This is a genomic window from Ideonella paludis, assembly GCF_018069865.1.
Taxonomy (GTDB): Bacteria; Pseudomonadota; Gammaproteobacteria; order Burkholderiales; family Burkholderiaceae_C; genus Ideonella; species Ideonella paludis.
The window spans coordinates 358,703-384,804 of sequence record NZ_JAGQDG010000002.1 but is presented as its reverse complement, the minus strand read 5'-3'; the positions used below and the strand labels follow the sequence as shown (position 1 = coordinate 384,804).

Genomic DNA, 26,102 nt, shown 5'->3' with positions numbered 1-26,102 from the left:
CCCCCAAGCAAAAGGGGGCATCAAGCCCCCGTCTTTGTCACAGCTCAGTGGCCGCTCACCACAGCTTCCACCAGGGCTTGCTGTCAGGTGATTTGCCTTCGGCCAGGAAGCCACTGTTGGGGAAATTCAGGCGCAGCAAGCGGTCGGCATCATCACGCAAGGGGGTGAGCCCCAGCTTGTCATAGGCCCGGATCATGATGAACAGAGCTTCTTCTGTGGCCGGAGTCTGCGGATAAGTGGTTAGCGCCTGCTGGGCCCGGTTGGCCGCGGCCACAAATGCGCCTTTGCGCAGGTAATAGCGGGCCACATGGACCTCGTACTCGGACAGCGCATTGACGATGAAGTCCATGCGGAGCTTGGCATCCGGTGTGTACTTGGACTCCGGAAATTGCTCAGCCAGTTGACGGAAGGACTGGTAGGCGTCTCGAGAGGCCTGTTGGTCGCGCTCAGAGAGTGTTTGACCGGACAAAAAGCCTAGGATCCCGAGGTTGTCATTGAAATTGACCAAGCCACGCAGATAAAGCGCATAGTCCAAGCCGGGGCTGGAGGGGTTGAGCTTGATGAAGCGATCGAGGGTCGAGAGCGCCTGCGCTTTCTCGCCAGCGCGCCAATAGACATAGGCCAAGTCGATTTGTGACTGTTGAGCCAACAGCGTGCCACCGGCCCGGCCTTCGACCCGCTCCAGCAACTTGGCGGCAGCATCCCAGGCGCCGGAAGCGATCTCATCCTTGGCGTCGGCATAGAGTTTCGCGGCCGAGCCTTGAATGTCACCGTCCTTGGGGCCACTGGCGCAAGCGCTCAGCACCAAGGCAAGCGCCACCACGGCAGAACGGGAGAACAGGCGAGAATGGGTCTTGTCGGTCATTGGACGGGCCGACGTTGGCAGATGACCACCAACGCTGCAGGCTGTACTGAAACTTGATGAATGATTATATGGGTGCCCCCCCAGGGCTTGTGAGCAGCTTTACCCCCGATGACACAGAAGGGCTCGACGCGCCTGAGCGCCGCATCCTATCGGTGGGGCTGGAGGAGCACGGCCTGCGCCTGGACAAGTTGCTGACTCAACTGGCGCCTGAGTTTTCCCGCAGTCATCTGCAGCATCTGATTCAAGCAGGTCATGTTCAGGTGAATGAGGTGGTGCAGCAGCAGACCTCGCGCAAGCTCAAAGCAGGCCAGCGGGTCCAGGTGGATCTGGTGCAGCCGGCTGAAAGCCAGGCCTTCACGCCGCAGGCCATGGACCTGAATGTCGTGTATGAAGATGAGCACCTTTTAGTGGTCAACAAGCCTGCGGGTTTGGTGGTTCACCCAGCGGCCGGCAACTGGTCGGGCACCTTGCTCAACGGTTTGTTGGCGCGAGACCCGGGGGCTGCGCGCCTGCCTCGGGCCGGCATCGTGCACCGACTGGACAAAGACACTTCGGGCCTGATGGTGGTGGCCCGCAGCTTGGAAGCCATGACCGCCCTGGTCCGTGCTTTGGCCGCGCGGGATGTTCACCGCCAATACATGGCTTTGGTGCAGGGGGATGTCGGTGCCCAGCCCTTTACGGTAGAGGCGCCCATCGGCCGTGACCCCCAGGTGCGCGTGCGGATGGCGGTGGTACCCAGCGGCAAAGAGGCCCGCACAGATGTACGCCCCCTGGCTTACCGCGACGGTGTTTCAGCGATCTGGTGCAAGTTGCACACAGGGCGCACGCATCAAATTCGGGTGCATTTGCAGCACCGAGGTCATCCTTTGGTGGCCGACGCGGTTTACGGCGGGCTCCCCGCGCTGGGGATGAGGCGCCAAGCGCTGCATGCGGCTGAGTTGGCCTTCGTTCACCCCTTGAGCGCTGAGTCACTCAGCTTCACCACCCCTGCACCTCAAGATTTAGCGCAGGCTTGGGCCAGTGTGGTGCCAGATTAACGAAATCAGTGCGGCGAGAGCCCGGGCTGTGGCTACAATAGCCGGGTACTTGATGGCGAATGGCAAGAGTCCATGCCCGACGGCCGCGCTGGTAACAGCGTTGCAACCTCCAAGAACCTGACGGGCTGCCGAATGCGGCGCCAAGAACGGTGTGATGGCAGGTCGGCCCCGAAGTGAAATGCCCCAGCGAGTTTTCTGGCGTCATGCAAAAGCCCTTGCGCTTTGCCCCAGAGCTTGAAGGCCTACCCCGAGTTGTTGCGGCCCCGTGGTGCCGCTCAGAGACACAGACCGGATGAATACACAGGATGCCAAGCGCGTTCTAGAGACGGCGCTCATCTGCGCCACACAGCCCATGCCGCTGCGCGAGCTGCGCGTGCTGTTCGCGGAGCAATTAGGCCCCGATACCTTGCGAACCCTGCTGGATGAATTGGCGCAGGAATGGGACGGTAAAGGCGTGGAATTGGTCAGCGTGGCCTCCGGCTGGCGCTTTCAAAGCCGCCCTGAAATGCGCGAATACCTGGACCGGCTGCACCCTGAAAAGCCGCCCAAGTATTCCCGTGCTGTGTTGGAAACTCTGGCCATCATTGCCTACCGTCAGCCCGTGACCCGGGGTGATATCGAAGATATCCGCGGTGTGGTGGTCTCCTCGCAAATCATCAAGCAACTCGAAGACCGCAACTGGATCGAGTGCATCGGGCACCGTGATGCGCCTGGGCGCCCTGGGCTCTACGCCACGACGCGCCAATTCCTCGATGACTTAGGCATTCCGAGCCTGGATCGTCTGCCCTTGCTGGACAGTGGCCCTTCCGCTGCCGTGTTGGCCAGTTTGGCCAGCGAGCAAGGCGAACTCTTGGAAGACCAGTCTGAGCTGGCGCTGGAAGCGCCATCGGCTGAAGCCCTGGACCCTGACTCAGTCGATGTTTCAGCACCGTCAGACCCGCCCGACGCCCCCCAAGAAGGCGCGGCGCAGCCAGCCCCAGAGGCTTTGGCCTCTGAGGAAGCCGTGGCCCAGACGCCCTCCGAATCCCACGAATCCCCCTCAGAGCCATCGAGCTCTGACGCTCCTCTTCCTCCTGAATCTCACCATGAACACTGATCTGCCCGACACCGACGCCTCCGCTGAGGACCACCGCCCGGCCGACACGGCCGTTTCTGGTGAGGCTGCGGCGGCGCCCAAGAAGCGGACCCGGACCCGTAAGCCAGCCCCAGAGGCCACCGAGGCGGTGGTGGACGCGGCTGCGGCATCCGAGCCCTCCGCGCCAGCCGATGAAGCGGCGGCCAAGCCAGCCCGGAAACCCAGGGTGCGCAAGCCCGTTGCCAAGGTTGCGGAAACTGAGGCCCCAGAGGGGGCCGATGCCCCCGCCGTGGTGGCCGCGCCTGAAGCAGGCCCCGTTGAAGTGCGCTCAGTGGCCTCTGAGGCCGAAGCGAGCGAGGGTGCTGCCCCTGCGCGCGCAGAGGGGGCTCGTGAAGAGCGCGCGCCCGTCGAGGGCGATGAAGAGCGCGGCGCCCGTAGCCGTAACCGTCGCCGTGGTCGTCGCGGCAGCGGTGGCCGGGGCCTCGAGGAAGGGCAGCGCGAGGCGCGCGAGGGTCAAGCCACAGCGTCGGCGCCCATGGCCGCTTTGCCGGTGGTCGACACCGGCGAGTTGTTCGCCAGCCTGTTGTCGGGTGAGTTTGACACCGAAGCGGAGCTGTCGGCCGAATTGAGTGAGCCCGCAGACGCGGCTGCACCCGGCGCATCAGCGGATGCTCCTGAGGCCGTGGCCGAAGAGGCGGCTGGCGACGATAAGCGCGTGCTGCTGCCCGACCCTGATGCACCCAAGCTGCACAAGGTGCTGGCTCAGTCCGGCATTGGGTCGCGCCGCGACATGGAACAAGCCATCCAAGACAACCGCGTCAAGGTCAATGGCGAAGTCGCCCACACTGGGATGCGCATCTCCTTTGGCGACCGTGTCACCTTGGATGACAAGCCCGTCAAAGTCCGCATCGCCCCCCCTCCAGCCCGCGTGATTGCGTATCACAAGCCTGTGGGTGAAGTGGTGACTTTGGATGACCCGCAGCAACGCCCGACCGTCTTCCGTAAGTTGCCGCGTTTGGCGCAAGGCAAATGGCAATCGGTGGGCCGCTTGGATATCAACACCGAAGGCTTGCTGCTCTTCACCACCTCGGGTGATCTGGCCAACCGCCTGATGCACCCGCGCTTTGGCGTGGAGCGCGAGTACGCTGTCCGCGTGCTGGGCACGTTGGAAAAAGAGGCCAAAGAAAAGCTGCTCAATGGCGTCAGCATTGAGGGCCAAGTCGCCAGCTTCAAGTCCATCGAAGATGGCGGTGGCGAAGGGGTGAACCGGTGGTACCGCGTCGTCATCACCGAAGGTCGCAACCGTGAAGTGCGCAAGCTCTTTGAGACGGTGGGCTTGGCGGTCAGCCGCCTCATCCGGGTGCGCTATGGCTGTGTGGTCTTGCCCCGTGGTCTCAAGCGCGGCGTGTGGGCTGATTTGAGCGAAAACGACGTCAAGGCACTCCGCACCATGACCGGCTCTGGCCAGCCACAGCCTCGCCATGACCGCGACGACAACCGCCGCGATCGGGGCGATCGAAATGACCGAGGCGATCGGGGTGCGCCGCGCCAAGAAGGCCGGCAAGACGCTAGGCAAGATGGCCGTCGCGAACCCCGCGACGGCGGTCGTCCTGATTCGCGTCAAGATCCACGCCGTGACGCCGGCAAACGTGGGCCGCGGCCGCCGCAAGGCCAAGGGGCGCCACGTTCCAATGACCGTGGCCCGAACCCTCAGCGCCGTCGCGGGGGGGGTGGGGACGAGCTGCCGCGCGACTTCCGTGAGCCTGGCGATCCTTCTCGCATCCCCAACCCGCTGCAGCAGACCTTTGACAAGCGTGCCATGCAGGGTCAACGCAGTGGCGGCCGCGATGTGGACTACGAGAACGGCCCCATCCCCAACCCGCTGCAGCAAACCTATGACAAGCGCTTTGTCCAGAGCCAGCGTCCGCAAGGCTCTCGGGGGGGCGGTAAGGGCGGCGGCGGCGCACCTCGCCAACCCGACCCGATGCAAACCTCGGTGGGCTACATCGGCGCAGATGCCTTTGTCCGCAAGATGCAGGGCCGGGGCGGACGCAGAAAGTAAGGCTGAAGTGGCCTCTAGAGCCACTTTGACCGCTGGTTATGCGGCTTAAATGCACACCGCATGGCTAAAATCAAGGGCTTTGTCCCTCTGCGCTGGGTGTTTCATGCCAGGCGCAGCGTGCTGAACTTCATTACCAACTGGATCACATCATGGCCATCGAACGTACCCTCTCCATCATCAAGCCCGATGCCGTCGCCAAGAACGTCATCGGCCAAATCTATGCTCGTTTTGAAGGCGCTGGCCTGAAGATCGCCGCTGCCAAGCTGGTGCACCTGTCGCGCGCTGAGGCTGAGCAGTTCTACGCTGTTCACAAGGCCCGTCCTTTCTTCAAGGACTTGGTGGACTTCATGGTCTCTGGCCCGGTCATGATCCAGTGCTTGGAAGGCGAAAACGCCATCGCCAAGAACCGCGAACTGATGGGTGCCACCGACCCGAAGAAGGCTGAGAAGGGCACCATCCGTGCGGACTTCGCTGACAGCATCGACGCCAACGCTGTGCACGGCTCTGACGCCGCTGAAACCGCTGCCGTTGAAATCGCCTTCTTCTTCCCGGGCATGAACGTCTACGCACGTTGATCACAGCCTAAGGTGGATCGCGTCGTGTCAGGCTCCGTGAGCAAAGTCAATCTGCTCAATTTCGATCTGGATGGCCTGACCGCGTATTGCGAGGGGCTGGGGGAGAAGCGTTTCCGCGCCACCCAGCTCTTCCGTTGGATCCACCAAAGAGGCGCCGCGGACTTCTCGGCGATGACTGATCTCGCCAAGTCCCTGCGCGACAAACTCACCGGGCTGGCCGAGATCCGGCCGCTGCCGGTGGTTTCTGAACATGTTTCTGCTGACGGCACCATCAAATGGTTGTTTGATGTGGGCGCCGGCAATGCGGTCGAGACGGTCTTCATCCCCGAAGACGACCGAGGGACCTTGTGTGTCTCCTCACAGGCTGGGTGTGCCGTCGGCTGCCGCTTCTGCTCGACCGGCCATCAAGGCTTTTCGCGCAACCTCACCACGGGTGAGATCCTCGCCCAGCTGTGGCAAGCTGAACACGTGTTGCGGCTGCGCCTGAAGACGCCGGCCGGAGAGCGTGTGATCACCAATGTGGTGATGATGGGCATGGGCGAGCCCCTGCAGAATTACGACGCCTTGGTGCCCGCTTTGCGCACCATGCTCGACGATCACGGTTACGGGCTCTCGCGCCGCCGAGTGACGGTGTCGACCTCCGGCGTGGTGCCCATGATGGACAGGCTACGCGTGGATTGCCCGGTGGCGCTGGCCGTGTCGCTGCATGCGCCGACGGACCCACTTCGCAACGAGCTGGTACCGCTGAATCGCAAGTACCCACTGGAAGAGTTGATGGCAGCGTGCCTGCGTTATTTGGACGCGGCGCCACGCGACTTCATCACCTTCGAGTACTGCATGCTCGACGGTGTCAATGACAGCCTTGTACAAGCTCGCGAGTTGCTGGCGCTGATTGATGGGCGCCGTGGGCCTCGCGTGCCTTGCAAGCTCAACCTGATTCCCTTCAATCCGTTCCCTGCGTCAGGCCTGACCTGCTCGCCCAAAGACAGCGTCACCGCCTTTGCCAAGGTCTTGCAAGATGCCGGTGTGGTGACCACCGTTCGCAAGACGCGCGGCGATGATATTGATGCCGCCTGTGGCCAGTTGGCCGGTGAGGTGCAGGACCGCACCCGCGCGGCAGAGCGCATGAAGCGCCTCCCTATTCCTGTGGTGGCTTTGGGCGCGGCAGTGCCCAGGCCTCACGAGCATTGACCCGCCCGCACTTGAAAGTGGATCGCATGACGACCTCTCGCTTCGCTGCTTCGGCTTTCTCGGTCTCCTTCACTCCATCCTTTTGGGGCAGGGCGCTGATGGCGCTGGGTTTGGCCGCCTTGCTGGCCGGCTGTGTGGGGGGCCCCACCCGCGAGCAACGCGAATCGCGAGCCAATGCCAGCCAGAACGAATTGGAGCGCCGCGCCCGTGTCCGCTTGGAGTTGGCTGCCGCCTACTTTGGCCGAGGCCAGAACGCGACGGCCTTGGACGAAGTCAAGCTGGCACTGACCACCGACCCGAATCTGGGCGAGGCCTATAACCTGCGCGGTCTGATCTACGCCAGCATGGATGAAGCGGCGCTGGCTGAGCAAAGTTTCAAACAGGCCTTGCAGTTGAACGCCCGCGACGCCGATGCCATGCACAACTTCGGCTGGTTTCTCTGCCAGCAGCGTCGATTTGCAGAGTCTGAGGTGCAGTTCAAGGCGGCGCTCGCACTACCCACTTATCGTGAGTCCCTTCGGACCATGATGGCCCAAGGCGTTTGCCAGGCTCGCGCCGGCCGGCTCGATTTGGCAGAGCGCACGCTGGGGCAGGCCTATGAATTGGACCCAGCCAATCCAGCGGTGGCCGTCAACCTCTCCGAAGTGCTCTACAAACGTGGGGACTACGAGCGCGCACGCTTCTACATTCGCCGTGTCAATGCTCAAGACAACCTAGCGAACGCTCAAACCCTGTGGCTGGCCTTGCGCATTGAGAACCGTCTGGGCCAGACCGCGCAGGTGCAGGCCTTGGGAGACCAAATTCGCCAGCGTTGGGCTGATTCTCCAGAAGCTAAGCTGCTCGCAAAGGGCCGTATCGATGAGTGAGCAAGCGCCACGGGACACCGAGCCCCAGACCTCTGCCGGCAGCATGATCCGGGCGGCTCGGCAGGCCCAGGGAATCCAGTTGGTCAGCCTCGCGGCCCAACTGAAGATTGCACCTCGTAAGTTAGAGGCTCTGGAGAATGACCAGCTGGAGGAGTTGCAAGGGCCGACCTTCGTGCGTGCGCTGGCCCAGGCCGCCTGCCGCGTGCTCAAAATGGACCCGGCCCCCGTGTTGGCGCGCCTGCCCCGTCATGAATCCAGCACCCTGGAACAGGTCTCCGGTGGCCTGAATGCGCCTTTCAAGGAGCGCGGGGGCAATCGCATTCTGGCGCAGTGGGTCTCGGACAATCGCTGGATCCTGCTCCTGGGTGCGGCATTGGTGCTGGGTGCCTTGGTGCTGTTTTGGGCGCCTCCCGGGTTTGGGCTCAACAGCTTGCGGGCCTCGGCCACTGCAGCCGTGGGCCAGGCGGCATCAGCAGGGCTGGCCACTGCCGAGCCTGCAGCTTCTGCGGTGAACGCGCCGGCTGCCGAGCCAACGCTTGCTGTGCCGCAGTCGGCCGTGGCGTCGGCGCCGGCAGCTTCTGCTGCGGTCCTGACGCCCTATGTTCCGCAGGCAGTCGCTTCTGGCATCACTTCGGCACCGCAAGCCCCTGGAGCAGCCTCAGGCCCAGTGCTGGCGTCGCTGCCCCAAGGCAGCAGTGTGACCATTCAGATCGCGGCCACTGAAGCGAGTTGGGTGGAGGTTCGGGATTCCCAAGGCAAAGTCGTGTTCTCTCGCCAACTGCAGGCCGGTGAAATCGCGGGGCTTGAAGGGGTTTTCCCCATGCGTGTCAAGATCGGCAACGCAGCGGGCACCACCTTGTCGGTGCGTGGCCAGGCCGTTGACCTCGGCCCCGTGACCCGTGACAACGTGGCCCGCCTCGAACTGAAGTGAATCGACCTATGACTGACGCCAGCTTTTTCACCGCCAACGACGAGCCGATCACGCCTGCAGCTCCAGCAGCGCGGCGCAGCCTGCAGGCTCAGGTGCGTTGGGGCAGCCGTTTGGTGACTGTGGGCGGCGATGCACCCGTTCGGGTGCAGTCCATGACCAACACCGACACCGTCGACGTCATTGAGACCGCCATCCAGGTCAAGGAGCTGGCGATTGCCGGCTCCGAGATGGTGCGCATCACCGTCAATACGCCCGAGGCTGCGGCCGCGGTGCCGCACATCCGTGATCAGCTCGACAAAATGGGCATTGACGTGCCGCTGGTGGGGGACTTCCACTACAACGGCCACCGATTGTTGACCGAGCATCCCGCCTGCGCTGAGGCGCTCTCCAAGTACCGCATCAACCCCGGCAATGTCGGTAAAGGCGATAAGGGCGACAAGCAGTTTGCTCAGATGATCGAAGCGGCTTGCCGATACGACAAAGCCGTGCGCATTGGCGTCAATTGGGGCAGCTTGGACCAAGAACTCTTGGCCGCGATGATGGACGCCAATTCGCGGCGCGCTGTGCCTTGGGATGCCAAGCCGGTCATGTACCAAGCGCTGATTGAATCTGCGCTGCAGTCAGCCGCAGATGCGCAGTCTTTGGGCCTGGCCGCGCAGCAGATCATCATCAGTTGCAAGGTCAGCGGTGTGCAGGACCTGATTTCGGTCTATCAGGGCTTGGCTGCGCGCTGCAACTACCCACTGCACCTGGGCCTGACCGAGGCTGGCATGGGCACCAAAGGCACGGTGGCCTCTGCCACGGCATTGGCGGTGTTGCTGCAACAAGGCATTGGCGACACCATCCGCGTCTCGCTCACGCCGCAGCCGGGTGAGGCCAGAACCCAAGAGGTCGTCGTGGCCCTGGAGATCCTGCAGTCCTTGGGGCTGCGCAGCTTCAATCCCAGTGTCACGGCTTGCCCGGGTTGCGGCAGAACCACCAGCACCACCTTCCAAGAGTTGGCCAAGCAAATTGACGACTTCTTGAGGGCACAGATGCCGGTGTGGCGGGGCAAGTACCCGGGCGTTGAGCAGATGAAAGTGGCCGTGATGGGCTGCATCGTCAACGGCCCCGGTGAGAGCAAGCACGCCGACATTGGCATCAGCCTGCCGGGCACCGGCGAAGCGCCCGCTGCCCCCGTCTTCATTGACGGTGCCAAGGCAGTCACGCTGCGCGGCGACAACATTGCCGCCGAGTTTCACGCCCTGGTTGAAACCTATATCGAAAAGCGCTACGGCGGCAATGCCTGAGCTTTGAATTTCGGCCCATCGACTGTCGATGGGTCCACCCAGCAGCACCATGACAGAGACAAAGAAACAAGCCCTTCAGGCTGTGAAGGGCATGAACGACATTCTTCCGCCCGAAGCCGCGCGCTGGGAGTGGCTGGAGGCCAAGATGCGCAGTGTTCTGCAACGCTACGGCTACCAGAACGTCCGCACGCCCATCGTGGAGCCGACAGCCTTGTTTGTGCGGGGTATTGGCGAGGTCACGGACATCGTCGAAAAGGAGATGTATGCCTTTGAGGACCGCGCCGACAAGCATGGCCAAGCCGAGCACTTGGCGCTGCGTCCGGAGATGACGGCTGGCGTGGTGCGCGCGATGATCGAGCACAGCTTTTTGCGCGACGGCGGGCGCCGCCTCTACTACTTTGGGCCGATGTTTCGTCGCGAGAAGCCGCAAAAAGGGCGCTACCGCCAGTTCCATCAAATGGGCATCGAGGCGCTCGGCTTTCAGGGCCCAGATGTCGACGCCGAAGTCATTCTGCTGGGCAGCCGCCTTCTGAAGGAGCTGGGTTTGGTGGCCGGCGAACATGTGCGCCTAGAGCTGAACTGCTTGGGTTCCCCGGCCGAGCGACAAGCGCACCGCGCAGCGTTGGTGGCCTACTTAGAGCAGCACAAAGACGTGCTGGACGAAGACAGCCAGCGCCGCATGTATACGAACCCCTTGCGTGTGTTGGACACCAAGAACCCGGCTCTGCAAGAGATGGCCAACGGCGCGCCTAAGCTGCTGGACTTTTTGGGGGAGGCCTCGCAGGCCCACTTCAACGGGGTGCGGGCGATCCTCGAAGCAGCGGGTGTGGCCTACACCATCAACCCGCGTTTGGTTCGGGGTTTGGACTATTACAACCTCACGGTGTTTGAGTGGGTCACGGAGCGGCTGGGGTCCCAAGGCACCGTGTGCGGTGGTGGCCGCTATGACGGACTGATTGAGCAACTGGGTGGCAAGCCCACCCCAGCCGTTGGCTTTGGAATGGGCATTGAGCGCATGTTGCTCTTGCTGGAGGAGGTCGGCGTGGCCCCAGCCGCGCCCGTGCCCGATGCCTATGCCGTCGTGCCCGATGCCTCGAGCCTGCCACGCGTGATGGCAGCCCTGGAACAACTGCGAGCTGCAGGGGTTTGCGTGCTGATGCATCCTGGCCAAAGCAGCATGAAGTCGCAGTTCAAAAAGGCTGATGCCAGCGGCGCGCGATATGCATTGGTATTTGGTGCGGACGAATTGGCGGCGGGGCAGGTGGCGGTCAAATCGCTGCGGGACGCTGCTGTCCCACAAACTTTACAGCCCTTAGACCAGGTCTCGGCATGGTCGGGTGCGCTGAAGCAGGCTGGCGGGGACGCATAATCCCGGCTTTGTCCCACACGCGCGTGTGGGGTCAGACATCAACCCACTCGCACAAACGCGAGCCCCGTACGCATGGCAACGAATCTCGATCTGCAGGAACAAGAACAGCTGGACGAACTCAAGGCGTTCTGGAACCAGTGGGGCAACCTCATCACCTGGACCTTGACCCTGGTGTTGGCCGGGTTTGCGGCCTGGAATGGCTGGAATTGGTGGCAAGGACAGCAAGGCGCCAAAGCGGCGCTGATGTTTGACGAGTTGGATCGCGCGGTTCAAGCCGGCGAGCCTGATAAGGCCGCCAAAGTGTTTGCCGACATGAAAGAGCGCTATGCCGGTGCGCTGGTGACCCAGCAAGCGGGCTTGCTGACGGCGCGCACACAGTTCGAAAAAGGTCAGGTCGATGCTGCTGTGACCTCTTTGAGCTGGGTGGCCGACAAGGGCAATGAGGAGCATGCCGCACTCGCCCGCCTGCACTTGGCCTCCGTCCATCTGGATAAAAAAGCCTATGACGAGGCCCTGAAGCAGTTGGATGGCGTCAAGTCCCCTGAATTCGAAGCCTTGAGCCAAGACCGTCGCGGCGATGTGCTCAAGGCCCAAGGCAAGACCGCAGAGGCCGTCACGGCCTGGCGCGCGGCCTGGGACAAACTGGATGAGACTGCGGAGTACCGCCGCATTGTGGAAGCCAAGTTGACCTCTGCCGGCGCTGCCCCTGCGGCGGCGGCTTCAGGAGCCAAACCATGACGATTGCACGACGGTCCGCTGTACTGCTGGGTGGGCTCGCGCTCGCTGTCTTGGCAGGGTGTGCTGGCAGCGACAAACCCAAGCCGACGCCGCTGGTGGAGTTGAGCCCCAAGATCGCGGGTCGCCAAGTGTGGTCCGCCAAGGTCAATGGGGTCGACTTCCCCCTGGGCATCAGCGTGCGTGCGGGCCGAGCCCACGTGGCCGGCAATGACGGCACGGTGATGGCCCTCGATGCTCAAACAGGCGCCCTGGTGTGGCAGGGTAATGCCGGCGCTCGCCTCTCGGCCGGTGTGGGCAGTGACGGTCGATTTGCCGCCGTCGTCACCCGCGACAACGAAGTCGTGGTGATGGAGGGGGGCAATGTGCTGTGGCGGGCCAGCGTGCCCGCACGCGTCGCCACCCCGCCCTTGGTGGCGGGCGAGCGCGTGTTTGTCGTGGGTGTGGACCGTGTGGTGCACGCCTTTGATGCCCTGGACGGTCGGCGCCTCTGGGTGCTGAAGCGCCCGGGCGACTCCCTGACCTTGTCGCAAGCCAGCGTGCTCACCGCCTACCGCGACACGTTGCTGGTAGGGCAGGGGCCGCGTCTGCTGGGTGTGGATCCGCTGAAGGGTTCAGTCCGCTGGGAGGTGGCCGTGACAACTCCTCGCGGTACCAACGAAGTGGAGCGTTTGGCCGATTTGGTCGGCCCGGCTGCAAGGGAGGGGAGCAATTTTTGCGTGCGTGCCTTCCAGGCGGCTGTCGGCTGTGTAGACGCCGAGCGCGGCGCTCTGCGCTGGAACCAAAACGGCGGTGGCATTGCGGCCGTGGCGGGCGACGCCGACTTCGTCTTCAGTGCCGATGGCAGCGACCGCATCACGGCCCGCAAGCGTTCGGGTGGGGAAGCCGCGTGGACGAATGAGGCCTTGCTGCATCGCGGCCTGTCTGCGCCCGCAGCCATGGGCAAGACTGTGGTCTTCGGGGATAGCGAGGGCTGGATGCATTTCTTGGCCCGCGATAGCGGCGAGATGGTGCTGCGCCTGCCCACCGACGGCTCACCCATTGTGGCCGCGCCGGCACTCTGGGATAACACGCTGATGGCCGTGACTCGCAACGGAGGCATTTACGCCTTCCGTCCGGAATGAATAACCTGGTTGATCTCGCTTGAAACCCGTCATCGCGCTGGTCGGACGCCCCAATGTGGGCAAGTCCACCCTTTTTAACCGTATGACCAAGAGCCGCGACGCCATCGTCGCGGACTATGCGGGTTTGACACGTGACCGTCACTATGGAGACGGCCGCTTGGGGCAGCGCGAGTTCATCGTGGTGGACACGGGTGGCTTTGAGCCGGACAGCACCACCGGCATCGTCAAGGAGATGGCCAAGCAGACCCGGCAAGCGGTGGCTGAGGCCGATGTAGTGATCTTTGTGACGGATGTCCGAACCGGCTTGTCGGGTCAAGATCAAGACATTGCGCGTTATCTGCGGCAGGCCAATAAGCGTGTGCTGCTGACCGTCAACAAGGCCGAAGGCATGGTGGACTCGCCTTTGCTGGCGGAGTTTCACGAGTTGGGTATGGGTGAGCCTCATCCCATCTCGGCCGCGCACGGGCAAGGCATTCGCAGCCTCCTGGAAGCGGCCCTGGCGGACTTCCCTGAAGACGACGAAGACGACGGCGGTGTGGACCCCGACGCACCCATCCGTTTGGCGGTCGCAGGCCGGCCCAATGTGGGCAAGTCCACCCTGATCAACACTTGGCTGGGTGAAGAGCGCTTGATCGCTTTTGACATGCCGGGCACCACGCGCGACGCGATCAAAGTGCCTTTGGAGCGCAATGGCCAACGCTTCGAGTTGATCGACACTGCGGGCTTGCGCCGCAAAGGCAAAGTCTTTGAGGCGATCGAGAAGTTCTCGGTCGTCAAGACACTTCAAGCCATTGCGGATGCCAATGTCGTGGTCTTGATGGTCGATGCCACCCAAGGTGTCAGTGACCAAGATGCTCACATTGCGGGCTATGTGCTCGACTCCGGCCGCGCCGTGGTGATTGCCATCAACAAGTGGGACGCCATCGACAGCTATCAGCGTCAGATGCTGGAGCGTTCCATCGAGCAGCGCTTGGCCTTCCTCAAGTTCGCGCCCATCGTGCATATCTCTGCGCTCAAACGCCAGGGTTTGGGGCCGCTGTGGCAAGCCATCATTGATGCCCATGCCTCGGCCAGCCGCAAAATGCCGACCCCGGTGTTGACTCGTCTGCTGCTGGAGGCCGTGCAACACTTGGCACCTAAGCGCTCAGGGGCCTTCCGGCCCAAAATGCGCTATGCCCACCAAGGGGGCATGAACCCGCCCATCATCGTCATCCACGGTAACTCGCTGGAGCACGTGGCGGACACCTACAAGCGCTACCTGGAAGGTCGCTTTCGCGAGCATTTCAAGCTGGTGGGCACGCCGTTACGCATCGAGTTCAAGAGCTCGCACAACCCATTTGTGGATGGTTGACCCTTTATCGATGACCTTGGTCGCTTGAAACCGAGCGGCCTGTGTTAACGTGAGATTTTCACACTCTCTTCCAACACGGAGCATATCGTGAGCAACAAAGGACAACTCCTGCAAGACCCGTTCCTCAACCTGCTGCGCAAGGAGCATGTCCCGGTGTCGATTTACCTCGTCAACGGCATCAAGCTTCAAGGGCACATCGAGTCTTTCGACCAATACGTCGTCCTGCTGCGCAACACCGTGACCCAAATGGTGTACAAGCACGCCATCTCTACCGTGGTGCCCGGCCGTGCCGTGAGCTTCCACACCGCTGAACCAGGCGACGCCCCCTGAGCGCCCCCCGCTCTCTCGTACGGACCGGGCTGAAGAGGCCTGCTGCATCTTGAGTGCCTCCTCCATGCAGGCCACGACGTCCGATGCCGACACCGCGAAAGCGGTGTTGGTCGGTGTCGATTTCGGCCCGGGTTCGTCTTTCGACCCCAGCCTTGATGAATTGGCCTTGTTGGCTGAGTCGGCAGGCGATGTGGCCGTCGCACGCATTACCGCTAAACGCAAGTCGCCCGATCCTGCGCTCTTTGTGGGCTCGGGCAAGGCAGACGAGATCAAGTTTTTGGTCCAGGCGCATGGCGCCCATGGTGTGATCTTCGATCAGGCCCTGAGCCCAGCGCAGCAGCGTAACTTGGAGCGCCACCTCGGCGTGCCCGTGGCGGACCGCACTGCATTGATCCTGGAGATCTTCGCGGCGCGGGCACAAAGCCATGAAGGTAAGCTGCAGGTCGAACTGGCGCGGCTCCAGTACCTTTCAACGCGTTTGGTCAGGCGCTGGAGCCACTTGGAGCGCCAGCGCGGTGGTGTGGGCCATCGTGGCGGCCCGGGCGAGGCTCAGATTGAGCTGGACCGGCGCATGATCGGCGACCGCATCAAGTCCGTCAAAGAGCGTCTGCACAAGGTCAAGCGGCAGCGCAACACCCAGCGACGTGCCCGCGAACGCAGTGGCACTTTCCGGGTGTCTATCGTCGGCTATACCAATGCCGGCAAATCCACCTTGTTCAACACCCTGGTCAAGGCCAAGGCTTATGCGGCTGACCAGCTTTTCGCGACCCTAGACACCACCACCCGTTCGCTTTATCTGGGCGAAGTGGGGCGTTCGGTGTCGCTGTCTGACACGGTCGGCTTCATTCGCGACTTGCCGCACAAGTTGGTTGAGGCCTTTCAAGCCACCTTGCAAGAGGCCTGTGATGCAGACTTACTCCTGCATGTCATGGACGCGTCGAGTCCCAACTTGCAAGAGCAGTGCGAGGAAGTCGATCGCGTGCTGGCTGAAATTGGTGCTCAAGATATTCCGCAACTCTGGGTTTGCAACAAGGTCGACCAACTCGATGAGACCCAGCGGCCTCGCCAAGCGGTGGACGAAGTAGACCGCGGTGCAGCGGGCCGGGTGACGCGGGTCTTTGTCAGCGCCCGTGATGGCCTCGGACTGGACGTTTTGCGTCAGCTGATTTCTGAGCATGTTGCGCGTTCGGCAGACTTGAATTCACAAGACACTGTCACCATCTTGCCTGATGGCAGCGCGGTAGAGTTTGACCCCTCGGCCCCTGCAGATCCGGCCTGATCAACCCTTTTTCAAAAGACCATCGGCATCACCTATGCGCGATTCCTCGACAACCACCCCCGGGACGGCACGCCTGCGTGCTTTGTCTCAAGCCTTGACCCGTGCTTTCCAGCGAGGCAGCCGTGCAGGGTGGCGGATGCTGAACAATGGCCGTCAAGACGGGCCTCCGGACTTGGATGAACTCTGGCGCGACTTCCGGCGCAAGCTCGGTGGCATCTTCGGTGGCGGCGGCGGTGGTGGCAGCCAACCTCCGGGTGGCGGCAGCCCCAATTTCGAGCCTGATATGAAGAGCGCAGGGGTCGGTGTCGGCCTCATCGCCGGTGTCGTGGCCCTGATCTGGGCCGGCAGTGGCGTGTTCATCGTGCAAGAAGGCGAGCAGTCGGTCATCACGACCTTTGGCAGTTACAGCCGCACGGTCGATGCGGGCTTGCAGTGGCGCTTGCCCTATCCCATTCAGCAGCACGAGACGGTCAAAGTCACCCAGTTGCGCTCGGTGGATGTGGGTCGGCAGTCCGTGGCGGCCTCGACGGGGCTGCGGGATTCGTCCATGCTGACCCAGGACGAGAACATCGTCGATATCCGCTTCACTGTCCAATACACCCTGAAGGACGCACGGGCCTTTTTGTTTGAAAACCGGGGCACCGACGACGCCGTGTCACAGGCCAGTGAGTCTGCGGTGCGTGAGATTGTGGGTCGCAGCAAAGTGGACTCCGTGCTCTACGAGCGCCGGGATGCCATTGCAGCTGACTTGGTCAAGTCGATCCAGGCGCAGCTCGACAAGCTGAATGCGGGTGTGACCATCAAGAACGTCAATCTGAAGAATGTGGAAGTGCCTGAGCAGGTTCAGGCGGCGTTTGACGATGCCTTCAAGGCCGGCGCTGATCGAGACCGCTACAAGAACGAAGGCCAGGCGTACGCCAGCGATGTGATACCTAAAGCGCAAGGTACAGCGGCACGCTTGGCCGAGGAGGCGCAGGGCTACAAGTCTCGCGTGGTGGCCCGTGCAGAGGGCGATGCGCAGCGCTTCTTGTCCGTGTATGCCGAATACCAAAAGGCGCCCGGTGTGATGCGCGACCGCCTCTACATCGACACCATGCGTGAGATCTACAACAACGTCACCAAGGTCATGGTGGACAGCCGCAGTGGTTCCAATCTCTTGTATCTGCCTCTGGACAAGATCATGCAGCAAGCCGGGCAGGGCAGCGTAGGCGGTGCCTCCGCTCCCACGGCGCCCACGGCACCTGTTGCCGCGCCAGCAGCCTCCGCAGAGCCCGCAGCGGCGGACCCGCGCGCCCGTGAAGGTCGCGAAGGCCTCCGCAGTCGCGACCGCGATAGCCGCTGATCCCCCCTGTTGCACACGAGTGACATCATGAATCGCATTGCAATGTTTGCCAGCGCGCTGTTGGCCCTGTTGATGTTGGCGGCTGCCACCCTGTTTGTGGTGGACCAGCGCCAGGTCGCGGTGGTGTATTCCCTGGGTGAAATCAAGGAAGTCATCACCGAGCCTGGCCTGAAGGTCAAGTTGCCTCCGCCCTTCCAAAACGTGGTGTTCCTGGATCGCCGCATCCAGACCCTGGACAGCCCTGAAACCCGTCCCATCTTCACCGCCGAGAAAAAGAGCTTGGTGATTGATTGGCTGGTGAAGTGGCGCATCAAAGAGCCACGTCAGTTCATCCGCAACAACGGTGCCGACATCCGCAATCTGGAGAACCGCCTGAGCCCGGTGGTGCAGGCGGCCTTCAACGAAGAAGTCACCAAGCGCACCGTGGGTGGCGTCTTGGCGACAGAGCGTGAAAAGGTCATGCAGGACGTCCAGGCCCGCCTCGCCGACGAAGCCAAGTCCTTCGGTATCGAGATTCTGGATGTCCGAATCAAGCGGGTCGACTTCGTGGCCAGCATCACCGAGTCTGTCTATCGCCGCATGGAGTCTGAGCGCAAGCAAGTGGCCAACGAGCTGCGCTCCAAAGGTCAAGCCGAGAGCGAAAAGATTCGCGCTGATGCAGACCGTCAGCGCGAAGTGATCGTGGCTGAAGCCTATCGCGATGCGCAAAAGGTCATGGGTGAGGGCGACGCGGAAGCCTCCGCCACTTATGCCGCCGCCTTTGGGCGTGACCCTCAGTTTGCGCAGTTCTACCGCAGCCTTGAGGCCTACCGTGCGACCTGGCGCAACAAGTCTGACGTGATGGTCGTGGAGCCCTCCAGCGACTTCTTCAAGGCCATGCGTGGTGCAGGTGGTGGTGGGGCGGCAGCCGCGCCAGCACCCAAGAAGTGACCCTGCGCCATAGCTCCAGGGGCGAGTGGTGAGTGAGACGCTCTGGAGCGCGCTGGCTCTTGTCTTGGTGTTCGAAGGCTTGATGCCCTTGTTGGCGCCTGGCGCATGGCGTGAAGCCTTTGAAAAGGCGCTGCGGCTGACCGACGGCCAGCTCCGTTTCTTCGGGCTGGCGTGTTTGCTGTTGGGCTTGAGCCTGCTGGCACTCTTGCAAAACTGACAAGGGGCTGGCAGCCTCAGTCCTTGCTGTGGCTTCGCCGCGGCACTCGCTCAGGGCACGAGTACAATGCCGGTTTTAACCCGGTCCAATTTTCATGTCCTCTGCTTGGCTGTTGCCGGAGTACATCGCCGATGTCTTGCCCTCTGAGGCGAGGCGAATCGAAGAGCTAAGGCGTCAATGGTTAGATCTGGCTCGAACCTATGGGTTTGAGTTGGTCATGCCTCCATTGCTGGAGCATCTGGAGTCCTTGCTCTCTGGCACAGGCCGGGAGTTGGATCTCAAGACCTTCAAGTTGGTGGATCAGCTGAGTGGCCGCACACTAGGCCTGCGCGCGGACACCACGCCGCAAGTGGCGCGCATCGATGCGCATTTGCTCAATCGCCAAGGAGTCACGCGGCTTTGCTACTGCGGCCCCGTTCTCCACACCAAGCCACAAGGCCCTCATGCGACGCGCGAGCCCCTTCAGTTTGGCGCCGAGATTTTTGGCCACGCGGGGCTTGAGGCAGACCTCGAAATTCAAGAGCTCGCCTTAGGTGGTCTGCAAGCTGCGGGCGCACAAGCGCTGACCATTGATCTGGGTGATGCCCGGATTGTGCGTGCCGTGTTGGCAGGCCTGCCACTTCCTGCAGAGGCTCTCACCGGTCTGGTATCAGCCTTGACCACCAAGGACCGGAGCTTGGTCAAAGAGCTCTCTGCGGCTTGCCCGCCCGGCACGCGTGACGCCTTGCTGGCCTTGTTGGACCTCTACGGCGGTGCCGAGGTGCTCGATGAGGCTGCACGGGTGCTGCCGGATCGACCGGCGCTGAAGGCGGCGCTGGCCGATTTGCGTTGGATCAGCGGCCATGTGGCGCAGGCCTACCCCGATGTGAGCCTCGGCTTCGATCTCTCCGACATGAGTGGCTATGCGTATTACAGCGGCGTACGCTTTGCGGTCTATGCGCAAGGGGCCGCCAATGCACTGGCGCGAGGTGGCCGCTATGACGAAGTCGGCGCCATTTTCGGTCGCAACCGCCCAGCGGTTGGCTTCAGCCTGGATCTGAAAAATCTGGTGGCCGCTGCTGCCGTGCCGCCCGCACGTGCGGCCATTACCGCACCCTGGGGCGAGGCCGCTGGCCTGCGCGCTGCCGTGCGCGAACTGCGTGCACGAGGCGAGACAGTGTTGTGCATCCTGCCGGGGCATGAGCACGAGGCCCAAGAATTCGACTGCGACCGCGAGTTGGTCGAGGTCAATGGTCAATGGTTGCTGCGTTCGCGCTAAGGCGAGCCGCCAGTTCTTCCGATAACTCTTTTCGTTCATCCCCTCCAAGCCATGCAACAAGGCCTTACTTCTGCTGCTCCTTCTACTCTGCGCGGCCGCAACGTCGTCGTCGTCGGCACCCAATGGGGTGACGAGGGCAAAGGCAAGTTGGTGGATTGGCTGACAGAGAGCGCCCAAGGCGTCGTCCGCTTCCAAGGCGGCCATAACGCGGGCCACACCCTGGTCATCAATGGCGTCAAGACGGCGCTGCATCTGATCCCCAGCGGCATCATGCGTCCCGGCGTCAAGTGCTACATCGGCAACGGCGTGGTCTTGTCGGCTGCCAAGTTGTTTGAGGAAATTGAAGGTCTCGAGAAAGCAGGTGTCGAGGTGCGTTCGCGCCTGCGCATCAGCGAAGCCTGTCCCTTGATCTTGCCCTTCCACGCGGCACTGGATGTGGCCCGCGAGGCAGCCCGTGAACAAGGTGGCACGGAGAAGATCGGCACCACCGGACGCGGCATTGGCCCGGCCTATGAAGACAAGATTGCACGTCGCGCTTTGCGCGTGCAAGACCTGCGCTACCCCGAACGCTTTGCCAACAAGCTCCGCGAACTGCTGGCTCTGCACAACCATGTGTTGACCAGCTTCCTGGGCTCGCGCAACTTCACCTTTGGCGATGCGCTCAAGCCCTACATCGTCAACGGCGAAGTCCAGTTCGACGCCGTCTACGACGAGGCCATGCGCCATGCCAAGCTACTGACACCCATGATGGCCGATGTCTCTTGCGAGCTGAATGAGGCGCACGCTGCAGGGGCCAACCTCTTGTTTGAAGGTGCTCAAGGCACCTTGCTGGATGTCGACCACGGCACCTACCCCTATGTGACCTCCAGCAATTGCGTGGCGGGCAATGCGGCCGCCGGTGCTGGCGTGGGCCCTGGCTTGTTGCACTATGTGCTGGGCATTACCAAAGCTTATTGCACCAGGGTGGGCGGCGGCCCATTCCCGACGGAGCTGGATTGGGAAGTGCCGGGTACCCCGGGCTACCACATGAGCACCGTCGGTGCTGAAAAGGGCGTGACCACCGGGCGCTCGCGCCGCTGCGGCTGGTTTGACGCAGCCCTGCTCAAGCGATCTGCCCAAGTCAATGGCTTGTCGGGCTTGTGCCTGACCAAGCTCGATGTGCTGGATGGCTTGAGCGAGTTGAAGCTCTGCGTGGGTTACACCCTGGATGGCGAAACCATCGACATTCTCCCCATGGGTGCTGACGAGATCTCGCGCTGTGTGCCTGTTTATGAAACCCTGCCAGGCTGGAGTGACAGCACCGTGGGCGTGACCCAGGTTGAGAAGCTGCCTGAAGCGGCTCGGCGCTATCTGAGCCGCATCGAGCAAGTCACGGGCGTGCCGATTCACGTGATTTCAACCAGCCCTGATCGCGATCACACCATCTTGTTGCATCATCCCTTCCAGGCCTGATCAACAAGCTTTTCCTCCTCATTTCATCCAACACCCACTGCTGGAGCCCCTATGCTCACTGACGACGGCAAGCATCTCTATGTCTCTTGGGACGAATACCACCTGTTGATCGAGCGCTTGGCGCTGAAGGTGCACGCCTCTGGCTGGGAGTTCGATCAGATTTTGTGCCTGGCCCGTGGTGGGATGCGCCCTGGAGATGTCTTGTCGCGTGTCTTTGACAAGCCGCTGGCCATCATGTCGACCAGCTCTTACAGGGCAGAGGCCGGTACCATTCAAGGTCGCTTGGACATGGCCAAGTACATCACCATGCCCAAGGGTGAGTTGGCGGGCCGCGTGCTGCTGGTGGACGACTTGGCCGATTCTGGCGTGACGCTCAAAGCGGTGGTGGAGCGCCTGCGTGGGGTGCCTTCAATCAGCGAGTTGCGTTCGGCCGTGATCTGGTCGAAGGCGGTATCCAGCTATACCCCGGACTACTACGTCGAAATGCTGGCCACCAGCCCTTGGATTCACCAGCCCTTTGAAGAGTATGACGACCTGCGTCCTGATGGCTTGGCCAAGAAGTTTGCTGTGTGAAACTCTTCGCGCTTGAGTGAGCCTACAAGACTTGAGCTTTATGTCGGCGCCTGCCGGTTTGGCCGTGTTTGCGGCGGGGCAGTGCATGGTGCCGAACGACAAAACGCCGTCACGAGACGGCGTTTTTTTTGGCGCGCTCAACCTGCTGGGCTACATGCCACGCAAAGAGACGGCGCAATGCAAAAGGGCCGACGTTTTCACGTCGGCCCTGTCACAATCTTTGGTGCCCAGGAGAGGACTCGAACCTCCACGGAGTTACCCGCTAGTACCTGAAACTAGTGCGTCTACCAATTCCGCCACCTGGGCTTTTTGTCTTGCAGCACATTTGTTTGATGTGCTGCTCAACGAAAGATAGGACTATATCATCAAAACAAAACACAGTGCAAGTGGGGCTGCAAAAAATTTGGCCTTGCTGAGCGAATTTGAAGGCGTGGTCATGGGCCACAGGGATGGCCACGGCTTCGTGAAGCGTGACGATGGTGAGCCAGACGTCTACGTGTCTCCAGACGAGATGCGCGCCGTGCTGCACAAAGATCTGGTGCGGGCTCGTATTGTTCGTTACGACCGCAAAGGCCGGCCCGAATGCCGCATCTTGGAGATCGTGGAGCGTCGCAAGACCCCCATCATTGGGCGATTGCTGCAAGAGAACGGGGTCTGGCTGGTGGCGCCTGAAGATCGACGTTACGGTCAAGACGTTCTCATTCCCAAGAATGCGATTGCCCAGGCACAAGCCGGGCAGGTGGTGGTGGTCGAGCTGACCGAGGCCCCGTCCATGCATTCTCAGCCCGTGGGTCGCGTCAAAGAAGTCTTGGGTGACATCGATGACCCGGGCATGGAGATCGAGATTGCGGTGCGTAAGTACGAGGTGCCGCACCTGTTTTCCAAGGAGACCCTGGCCCAAGCGGAGGCCCTGCCAGACCGAGTCCGTGCGGCGGATATGAAGCAGCGGGTGGACCTGCGCGATGTGCCGCTGGTGACCATCGATGGTGAGGACGCACGCGACTTTGACGACGCGGTCTATTGCGAACCCTACGCGGCCGGGCGTGGCCGCAATGCCGTCAAGGGCTGGCGCTTGCTGGTGGCGATTGCCGACGTGAGCCACTATGTCACCCCGGGCTCTGCCATTGACGATGACGCCGTTGAGCGCGCCACGTCGGTGTACTTTCCGCGCCGGGTCATTCCCATGCTGCCGGAAAAGCTTTCCAACGGCCTGTGTTCGCTCAACCCGGAGGTCGACCGCTTGACGCTGGTGTGCGACATGCTGGTGGATGAGACGGGGGAGGTCCAGGCCTATCAGTTCTATCCGGCGGTGATCTCCTCCCATGCTCGGCTGACCTACACCGAGGTCGCCGCCGCACTCGCTAACACGCGTGGGCCCGAGGCTGCCAAGCGCCAAGCCCTATTGCCGCATTTGCTGCATTTGCATGAGGTCTATCGGGCCTTGTTGAAGGCACGCGGGCGGCGCGGTGCGGTCGACTTCGATACTCCGGAGACCCAGATCATCTGTGATGACAACGGTCGCATTGAGCGCATCGTGCCGCGCCTGCGCAATGACGCTCATCGCCTGATCGAAGAGGCGATGTTGGCGGCCAACGTCTGTGCCGCAGAGTTCATCGCACAGGCTGAGCACCCGGGCCTCTATCGTGTTCACGAGGGGCCAACCCCCGAGAAGCGATTGACGCTGCAAAACTACCTCAAGGCCCTGGGGCTGGGCTTGAGTGTCAGCGACGATCCCAAGCCCGCGGAATTCCAGGCCATCGCGCAGGCGACCAAAGACAGGCCGGATCACCAACAAATCCACACCATGCTGCTGCGCTCCATGCAGCAGGCCATCTACACGCCGCTCAACAGCGGCCACTTTGGCTTGGCCTACTCGGCCTACACCCATTTCACCAGCCCCATTCGCCGCTACCCCGACCTCCTGGTCCACCGGGTCATCAAGGCCATCTTGCTGGGCAAACGCTATCGCTTGGAGTCTGGCGAGTTGGCCGCTGCGCCCAAAGGCAAAGCCCGCGCCGGTAAAGCGCAGGCCGCCGAGCTCAGCCATTGGGAGGCCGCTGGCTTGCAGTGCAGCACCCATGAGCGCCGCGCCGATGAGGCCTCACGAGATGTTGAGGCTTGGCTGAAGTGCCGCTACATGCGCGAGCGCTTGGGCGAGGAATTTGTCGGCACGGTCAGTGCGGTCACCAGCTTCGGCTTGTTCGTGACCCTCGAGAGCTTGTTCGTGGAGGGCTTGGTCCACATCACCGAGCTGGGCGGTGAGTACTACCGCTTTGATGAACTGCGGCAAGAGCTGCGCGGCGAACGCTCTGGCATGCGCTATGTCGTGGGCACCAAAGTGCGCGTTCAGGTCAGCCGGGTGGACTTGGACGGGCGCCGCATCGACTTCCGCTTGGTGCGGGAGGGCGAGGCCGAGCGTTTGCTCTCCAAGGGGCGCCCTGCTGCAGCAAGCGGCAAAAAGCCGAGCTCGGCGGTGGAATCACTGGCGGCGGTGGAGGACGCGGATCGAGCGATGAGGCGATCGACCAAAGCACTGGCCAAGGCTGGGCGCAGCAGCGGTAAACCCAGCGCCGCCAGCGCGTCGAGATCGTCATCACCGGCCAAGAAAGGTGGCCGCGATGCTAAAGGCGCGTCTAAGGCGGGTTCACGGGCGCGTCGCTGAGAGCGCGTCGACGGCCCGGGCCATTGCGTCGGGCAGTTGGCTCGCCAGCAAGGGCAGGGCAGATGAGCCGCGAGCGCTGGCTTCGTCGGCTAACTCTGCGGCACACCCATGCAGCCACACCACTGCAGCGGCCAAGTCGCTCAGATGTTCTGGCGCTGTGTCGGGCCGTTGAGACCACAGCCCGCCCAACCAGCCTGCGAGCACATCACCACTGCCGGGCGTGGACAGGCGCGCATTGCCACTGCAGTTGACCCAGGGCAGGTGGCCGACTTGCGCCACCACCGTGCCTGAGCCCTTGAGCACCACACAGGCCTGGGTTTGCGCTGCCAGGTGCTGGGCACTGTGCAGCCTTTGGTGCTGGATGTGTGCGGTGTCGCTGTGGGCCAATCGTGCGGCCTCCAAGGGGTGGGGCGTCAGGAGGGTGAGTTGTTGTCGCCCGGCGCGCTGCGACAGCGCCCGGCTCAAAGCGGGGTCAGCGCTGAGGGCGTTGAGTGCGTCGGCATCCAGCACCAAGCGCGGTGCACGCTGCAGCAACTCGGGGAGCACACGGGCCACCGCATTGCCGCCACCGCAACCGCACACCACGGTGGCGCGCTCCACAACGCCTGGGTTGAGCAGCTCGCTGATGCTCCGCCACATCAGCTCGGGGCGCGCGGCCCACTCGCGCTGGCCAGACAAGGGGGCCACCAACACGCGGCCGGCCCCGGCCTGAAGGGCTGCACTGGCCGCCAGCGTGGCCGCACCCTCCATGCCTGTGGCGCCACCCACCACCCAGACATCCCCAAAGCTGCCTTTGTGGCTTTGATGAGGGCGAGCAGCTTGAAGGCTGCGGGCGAGTGCGCGACTGGTCAGGCTGGCCGTGGCACCAGCGGCAGGCGGGAGCGGGTGGGCAGAAGTGGCTAGGCCATCGAACCAAATCTCTCCGCTGTGTTGCCGGCCGCTGTGGGTGAACAAGCCCGGCTTAAGGGTGAGCAGGCTCAGCGTGGCATGCGCCTCTATGGCTTGCGCACCGAGGAGCGTGCCGTGGTCACTGCACAGGCCGGTCGGCACATCGATGGCCAAGAGCAGGCCCTGCTTGCGCCACGCGTTGAGCGCAGCGATCCAGCCCCGCAGTCGCTCGTCAGGGGCCCGGTGGTGGCCCAAGCCCAGCAGCGCATCCACCACCACATCGGGTTTGACGTCCGTGGTATCGGGCCGGGGCAACAAGGCCACACCTTCCTGGATCTGAACGCCTGACTTGCAGGCCGATGCGAAAGCTGTCTGCGCATCAGGGGGCAGATCCTTGGCGTGGCCCCACAAAAAGGCGGTGACCTGACAGCCTGCCATGGCCCAATGGGCGGCGGCCGCCAGTCCGTCGCCGCCGTTGTGGCCCGGGCCGACGGCCACCCAGATGTGTCGAGCATGCGGCGCGAGGGCGCGCGTCCAGCGTGCCACAGCCAAACCGGCTCTCGCCATCAGGGTGTAGGGCGGGTGGGCTGCCAAGGCTTGAGCTTCCAGGGCACGCGAGGCGGCGGTGTCGTGCAGCCAAAGTGCCCCGGCAGGGGTCAGCTCCGAAAACGGCACCAGGCGCAGTGAGGGCATGAGGTGAG

General features: G+C 62.7%; 23 protein-coding genes and 1 tRNA gene. 21 read left to right on the top strand and 3 right to left on the bottom strand.

The genetic code is table 11. The annotated features are described in order from the left end of the window. Window positions 1–55: 55 nt before the first annotated feature. Complete coding sequence (locus tag KAK11_RS06245) at window positions 56–865, bottom strand: outer membrane protein assembly factor BamD (protein ID WP_210807340.1); 810 nt, start codon at window positions 863–865, stop codon at window positions 56–58. A gap of 68 nt (window positions 866–933) precedes the next feature. Between KAK11_RS06245 and KAK11_RS06240 the strand changes: the two genes are divergently transcribed. From KAK11_RS06240 to KAK11_RS06145, 20 genes are all read left to right on the top strand, one after another. Next, on the top strand, window positions 934–1,902 hold the full coding sequence (locus KAK11_RS06240) for an RluA family pseudouridine synthase (RefSeq protein WP_210807338.1): 969 nt from the start codon (window positions 934–936) through the stop codon (window positions 1,900–1,902). Window positions 1,903–2,194: 292 nt separating this feature from the next. Next, window positions 2,195–2,998 carry an SMC-Scp complex subunit ScpB gene (gene scpB, locus KAK11_RS06235; RefSeq protein ID WP_210807336.1) on the top strand — a complete coding sequence of 268 codons (804 nt, stop codon included), beginning with the start codon at window positions 2,195–2,197 and terminating at the stop codon, window positions 2,996–2,998. Then, on the top strand, window positions 2,988–5,039 hold the full coding sequence (locus tag KAK11_RS06230; protein WP_210807334.1) for a pseudouridine synthase: 2,052 nt from the start codon (window positions 2,988–2,990) through the stop codon (window positions 5,037–5,039). Before scpB ends, KAK11_RS06230 begins: the two co-directional genes overlap by 11 nt. Before the next feature lie 149 nt (window positions 5,040–5,188). Further along, window positions 5,189–5,614: a nucleoside-diphosphate kinase gene (ndk, locus tag KAK11_RS06225; protein WP_210807332.1), complete on the top strand. Its 426-nt coding sequence runs from the start codon at window positions 5,189–5,191 to the stop codon at window positions 5,612–5,614. Between the two features lie 36 nt (window positions 5,615–5,650). Next, a complete protein-coding gene (rlmN, locus tag KAK11_RS06220; RefSeq protein ID WP_210807959.1) occupies window positions 5,651–6,805 on the top strand; it encodes a dual-specificity RNA methyltransferase RlmN in 1,155 nt (384 codons plus the stop codon). A gap of 26 nt (window positions 6,806–6,831) precedes the next feature. Then, window positions 6,832–7,671 (top strand): type IV pilus biogenesis/stability protein PilW, encoded by an 840-nt coding sequence (pilW, locus tag KAK11_RS06215; protein WP_210807330.1) that lies wholly within the window; start codon window positions 6,832–6,834, stop codon window positions 7,669–7,671. Beyond that, complete coding sequence (locus KAK11_RS06210; protein WP_210807328.1) at window positions 7,664–8,602, top strand: helix-turn-helix domain-containing protein; 939 nt, start codon at window positions 7,664–7,666, stop codon at window positions 8,600–8,602. Before pilW ends, KAK11_RS06210 begins: the two co-directional genes overlap by 8 nt. 8 nt (window positions 8,603–8,610) lie before the next feature. Further along, window positions 8,611–9,891 carry a flavodoxin-dependent (E)-4-hydroxy-3-methylbut-2-enyl-diphosphate synthase gene (gene ispG, locus KAK11_RS06205; protein WP_210807325.1) on the top strand — a complete coding sequence of 427 codons (1,281 nt, stop codon included), beginning with the start codon at window positions 8,611–8,613 and terminating at the stop codon, window positions 9,889–9,891. Between the two features lie 49 nt (window positions 9,892–9,940). Then, window positions 9,941–11,260: a histidine--tRNA ligase gene (hisS, locus tag KAK11_RS06200; protein WP_210807323.1), complete on the top strand. Its 1,320-nt coding sequence runs from the start codon at window positions 9,941–9,943 to the stop codon at window positions 11,258–11,260. A gap of 72 nt (window positions 11,261–11,332) precedes the next feature. After that, entirely contained in the window at window positions 11,333–11,998 is a 666-nt protein-coding gene (locus KAK11_RS06195) for a YfgM family protein (RefSeq protein WP_210807321.1), read from the top strand. Beyond that, a complete protein-coding gene (gene bamB, locus KAK11_RS06190; protein ID WP_210807319.1) occupies window positions 11,995–13,119 on the top strand; it encodes an outer membrane protein assembly factor BamB in 1,125 nt (374 codons plus the stop codon). The genes KAK11_RS06195 and bamB overlap by 4 nt, the downstream gene beginning before the upstream one ends. A gap of 19 nt (window positions 13,120–13,138) precedes the next feature. Beyond that, the gene (gene der / locus KAK11_RS06185) at window positions 13,139–14,470 is read left to right on the top strand and encodes a ribosome biogenesis GTPase Der (protein WP_210807317.1); all 1,332 of its coding nucleotides are present in this window, start codon (window positions 13,139–13,141) and stop codon (window positions 14,468–14,470) included. 87 nt (window positions 14,471–14,557) lie between these two features. Continuing rightward, window positions 14,558–14,800 carry an RNA chaperone Hfq gene (gene hfq / locus KAK11_RS06180; protein WP_210807314.1) on the top strand — a complete coding sequence of 81 codons (243 nt, stop codon included), beginning with the start codon at window positions 14,558–14,560 and terminating at the stop codon, window positions 14,798–14,800. Between the two features lie 64 nt (window positions 14,801–14,864). Continuing rightward, window positions 14,865–16,079 carry a GTPase HflX gene (gene hflX, locus KAK11_RS06175; RefSeq protein WP_210807957.1) on the top strand — a complete coding sequence of 405 codons (1,215 nt, stop codon included), beginning with the start codon at window positions 14,865–14,867 and terminating at the stop codon, window positions 16,077–16,079. A 136-nt stretch (window positions 16,080–16,215) separates the two neighbouring features. Beyond that, window positions 16,216–17,421 (top strand): FtsH protease activity modulator HflK, encoded by a 1,206-nt coding sequence (hflK, locus tag KAK11_RS06170; RefSeq protein ID WP_210807313.1) that lies wholly within the window; start codon window positions 16,216–16,218, stop codon window positions 17,419–17,421. Between the two features lie 27 nt (window positions 17,422–17,448). Then, window positions 17,449–18,351 (top strand): protease modulator HflC, encoded by a 903-nt coding sequence (hflC, locus tag KAK11_RS06165; RefSeq protein WP_210807311.1) that lies wholly within the window; start codon window positions 17,449–17,451, stop codon window positions 18,349–18,351. A 28-nt stretch (window positions 18,352–18,379) separates the two neighbouring features. Beyond that, window positions 18,380–18,568: a DUF2065 domain-containing protein gene (locus KAK11_RS06160; protein ID WP_375140666.1), complete on the top strand. Its 189-nt coding sequence runs from the start codon at window positions 18,380–18,382 to the stop codon at window positions 18,566–18,568. Between the two features lie 94 nt (window positions 18,569–18,662). Next, entirely contained in the window at window positions 18,663–19,826 is a 1,164-nt protein-coding gene (locus KAK11_RS06155) for an ATP phosphoribosyltransferase regulatory subunit (RefSeq protein WP_210807307.1), read from the top strand. Between the two features lie 51 nt (window positions 19,827–19,877). Continuing rightward, complete coding sequence (locus KAK11_RS06150; protein WP_210807305.1) at window positions 19,878–21,278, top strand: adenylosuccinate synthase; 1,401 nt, start codon at window positions 19,878–19,880, stop codon at window positions 21,276–21,278. A 51-nt stretch (window positions 21,279–21,329) separates the two neighbouring features. Beyond that, a complete protein-coding gene (locus KAK11_RS06145) occupies window positions 21,330–21,851 on the top strand; it encodes a phosphoribosyltransferase (protein WP_210807303.1) in 522 nt (173 codons plus the stop codon). A gap of 221 nt (window positions 21,852–22,072) precedes the next feature. Here the strand turns inward: KAK11_RS06145 and KAK11_RS06140 are convergent. Beyond that, a tRNA-Leu gene (locus tag KAK11_RS06140) sits at window positions 22,073–22,157 on the bottom strand. A 106-nt stretch (window positions 22,158–22,263) separates the two neighbouring features. Here KAK11_RS06140 and rnr point away from each other — a divergent pair. Continuing rightward, window positions 22,264–24,513, top strand: a complete 2,250-nt coding sequence (rnr, locus tag KAK11_RS06135) for a ribonuclease R (RefSeq protein ID WP_210807955.1) — start codon at window positions 22,264–22,266, stop codon at window positions 24,511–24,513. On the opposite strand, the gene KAK11_RS06130 is transcribed toward rnr, so the two are convergent. Next, the gene (locus KAK11_RS06130) at window positions 24,496–26,094 is read right to left on the bottom strand and encodes an NAD(P)H-hydrate dehydratase (RefSeq protein WP_210807301.1); all 1,599 of its coding nucleotides are present in this window, start codon (window positions 26,092–26,094) and stop codon (window positions 24,496–24,498) included. The two genes, rnr and KAK11_RS06130, sit on opposite strands and share 18 nt — an antisense overlap. Window positions 26,095–26,102 lie beyond the last annotated feature (8 nt).

Coding starts and splice junctions, on each gene's coding strand:
- scpB (WP_210807336.1), top strand. CDS start 2,195: ATGAATACACAGGATGCCAAGCGCGTTCTAGAGACGGCGCTCATCTGC.
- KAK11_RS06130 (WP_210807301.1), bottom strand. CDS start 26,094: ATGCCCTCACTGCGCCTGGTGCCGTTTTCGGAGCTGACCCCTGCCGGG.
- KAK11_RS06195 (WP_210807321.1), top strand. CDS start 11,333: ATGGCAACGAATCTCGATCTGCAGGAACAAGAACAGCTGGACGAACTC.
- pilW (WP_210807330.1), top strand. CDS start 6,832: ATGACGACCTCTCGCTTCGCTGCTTCGGCTTTCTCGGTCTCCTTCACT.
- KAK11_RS06240 (WP_210807338.1), top strand. CDS start 934: ATGGGTGCCCCCCCAGGGCTTGTGAGCAGCTTTACCCCCGATGACACA.
- KAK11_RS06150 (WP_210807305.1), top strand. CDS start 19,878: ATGCAACAAGGCCTTACTTCTGCTGCTCCTTCTACTCTGCGCGGCCGC.
- KAK11_RS06155 (WP_210807307.1), top strand. CDS start 18,663: ATGTCCTCTGCTTGGCTGTTGCCGGAGTACATCGCCGATGTCTTGCCC.
- ispG (WP_210807325.1), top strand. CDS start 8,611: ATGACTGACGCCAGCTTTTTCACCGCCAACGACGAGCCGATCACGCCT.
- KAK11_RS06210 (WP_210807328.1), top strand. CDS start 7,664: ATGAGTGAGCAAGCGCCACGGGACACCGAGCCCCAGACCTCTGCCGGC.
- hisS (WP_210807323.1), top strand. CDS start 9,941: ATGACAGAGACAAAGAAACAAGCCCTTCAGGCTGTGAAGGGCATGAAC.
- hflK (WP_210807313.1), top strand. CDS start 16,216: ATGCTGAACAATGGCCGTCAAGACGGGCCTCCGGACTTGGATGAACTC.
- KAK11_RS06145 (WP_210807303.1), top strand. CDS start 21,330: ATGCTCACTGACGACGGCAAGCATCTCTATGTCTCTTGGGACGAATAC.
- hflC (WP_210807311.1), top strand. CDS start 17,449: ATGAATCGCATTGCAATGTTTGCCAGCGCGCTGTTGGCCCTGTTGATG.
- ndk (WP_210807332.1), top strand. CDS start 5,189: ATGGCCATCGAACGTACCCTCTCCATCATCAAGCCCGATGCCGTCGCC.
- KAK11_RS06230 (WP_210807334.1), top strand. CDS start 2,988: ATGAACACTGATCTGCCCGACACCGACGCCTCCGCTGAGGACCACCGC.
- hflX (WP_210807957.1), top strand. CDS start 14,865: ATGCAGGCCACGACGTCCGATGCCGACACCGCGAAAGCGGTGTTGGTC.
- KAK11_RS06245 (WP_210807340.1), bottom strand. CDS start 865: ATGACCGACAAGACCCATTCTCGCCTGTTCTCCCGTTCTGCCGTGGTG.
- bamB (WP_210807319.1), top strand. CDS start 11,995: ATGACGATTGCACGACGGTCCGCTGTACTGCTGGGTGGGCTCGCGCTC.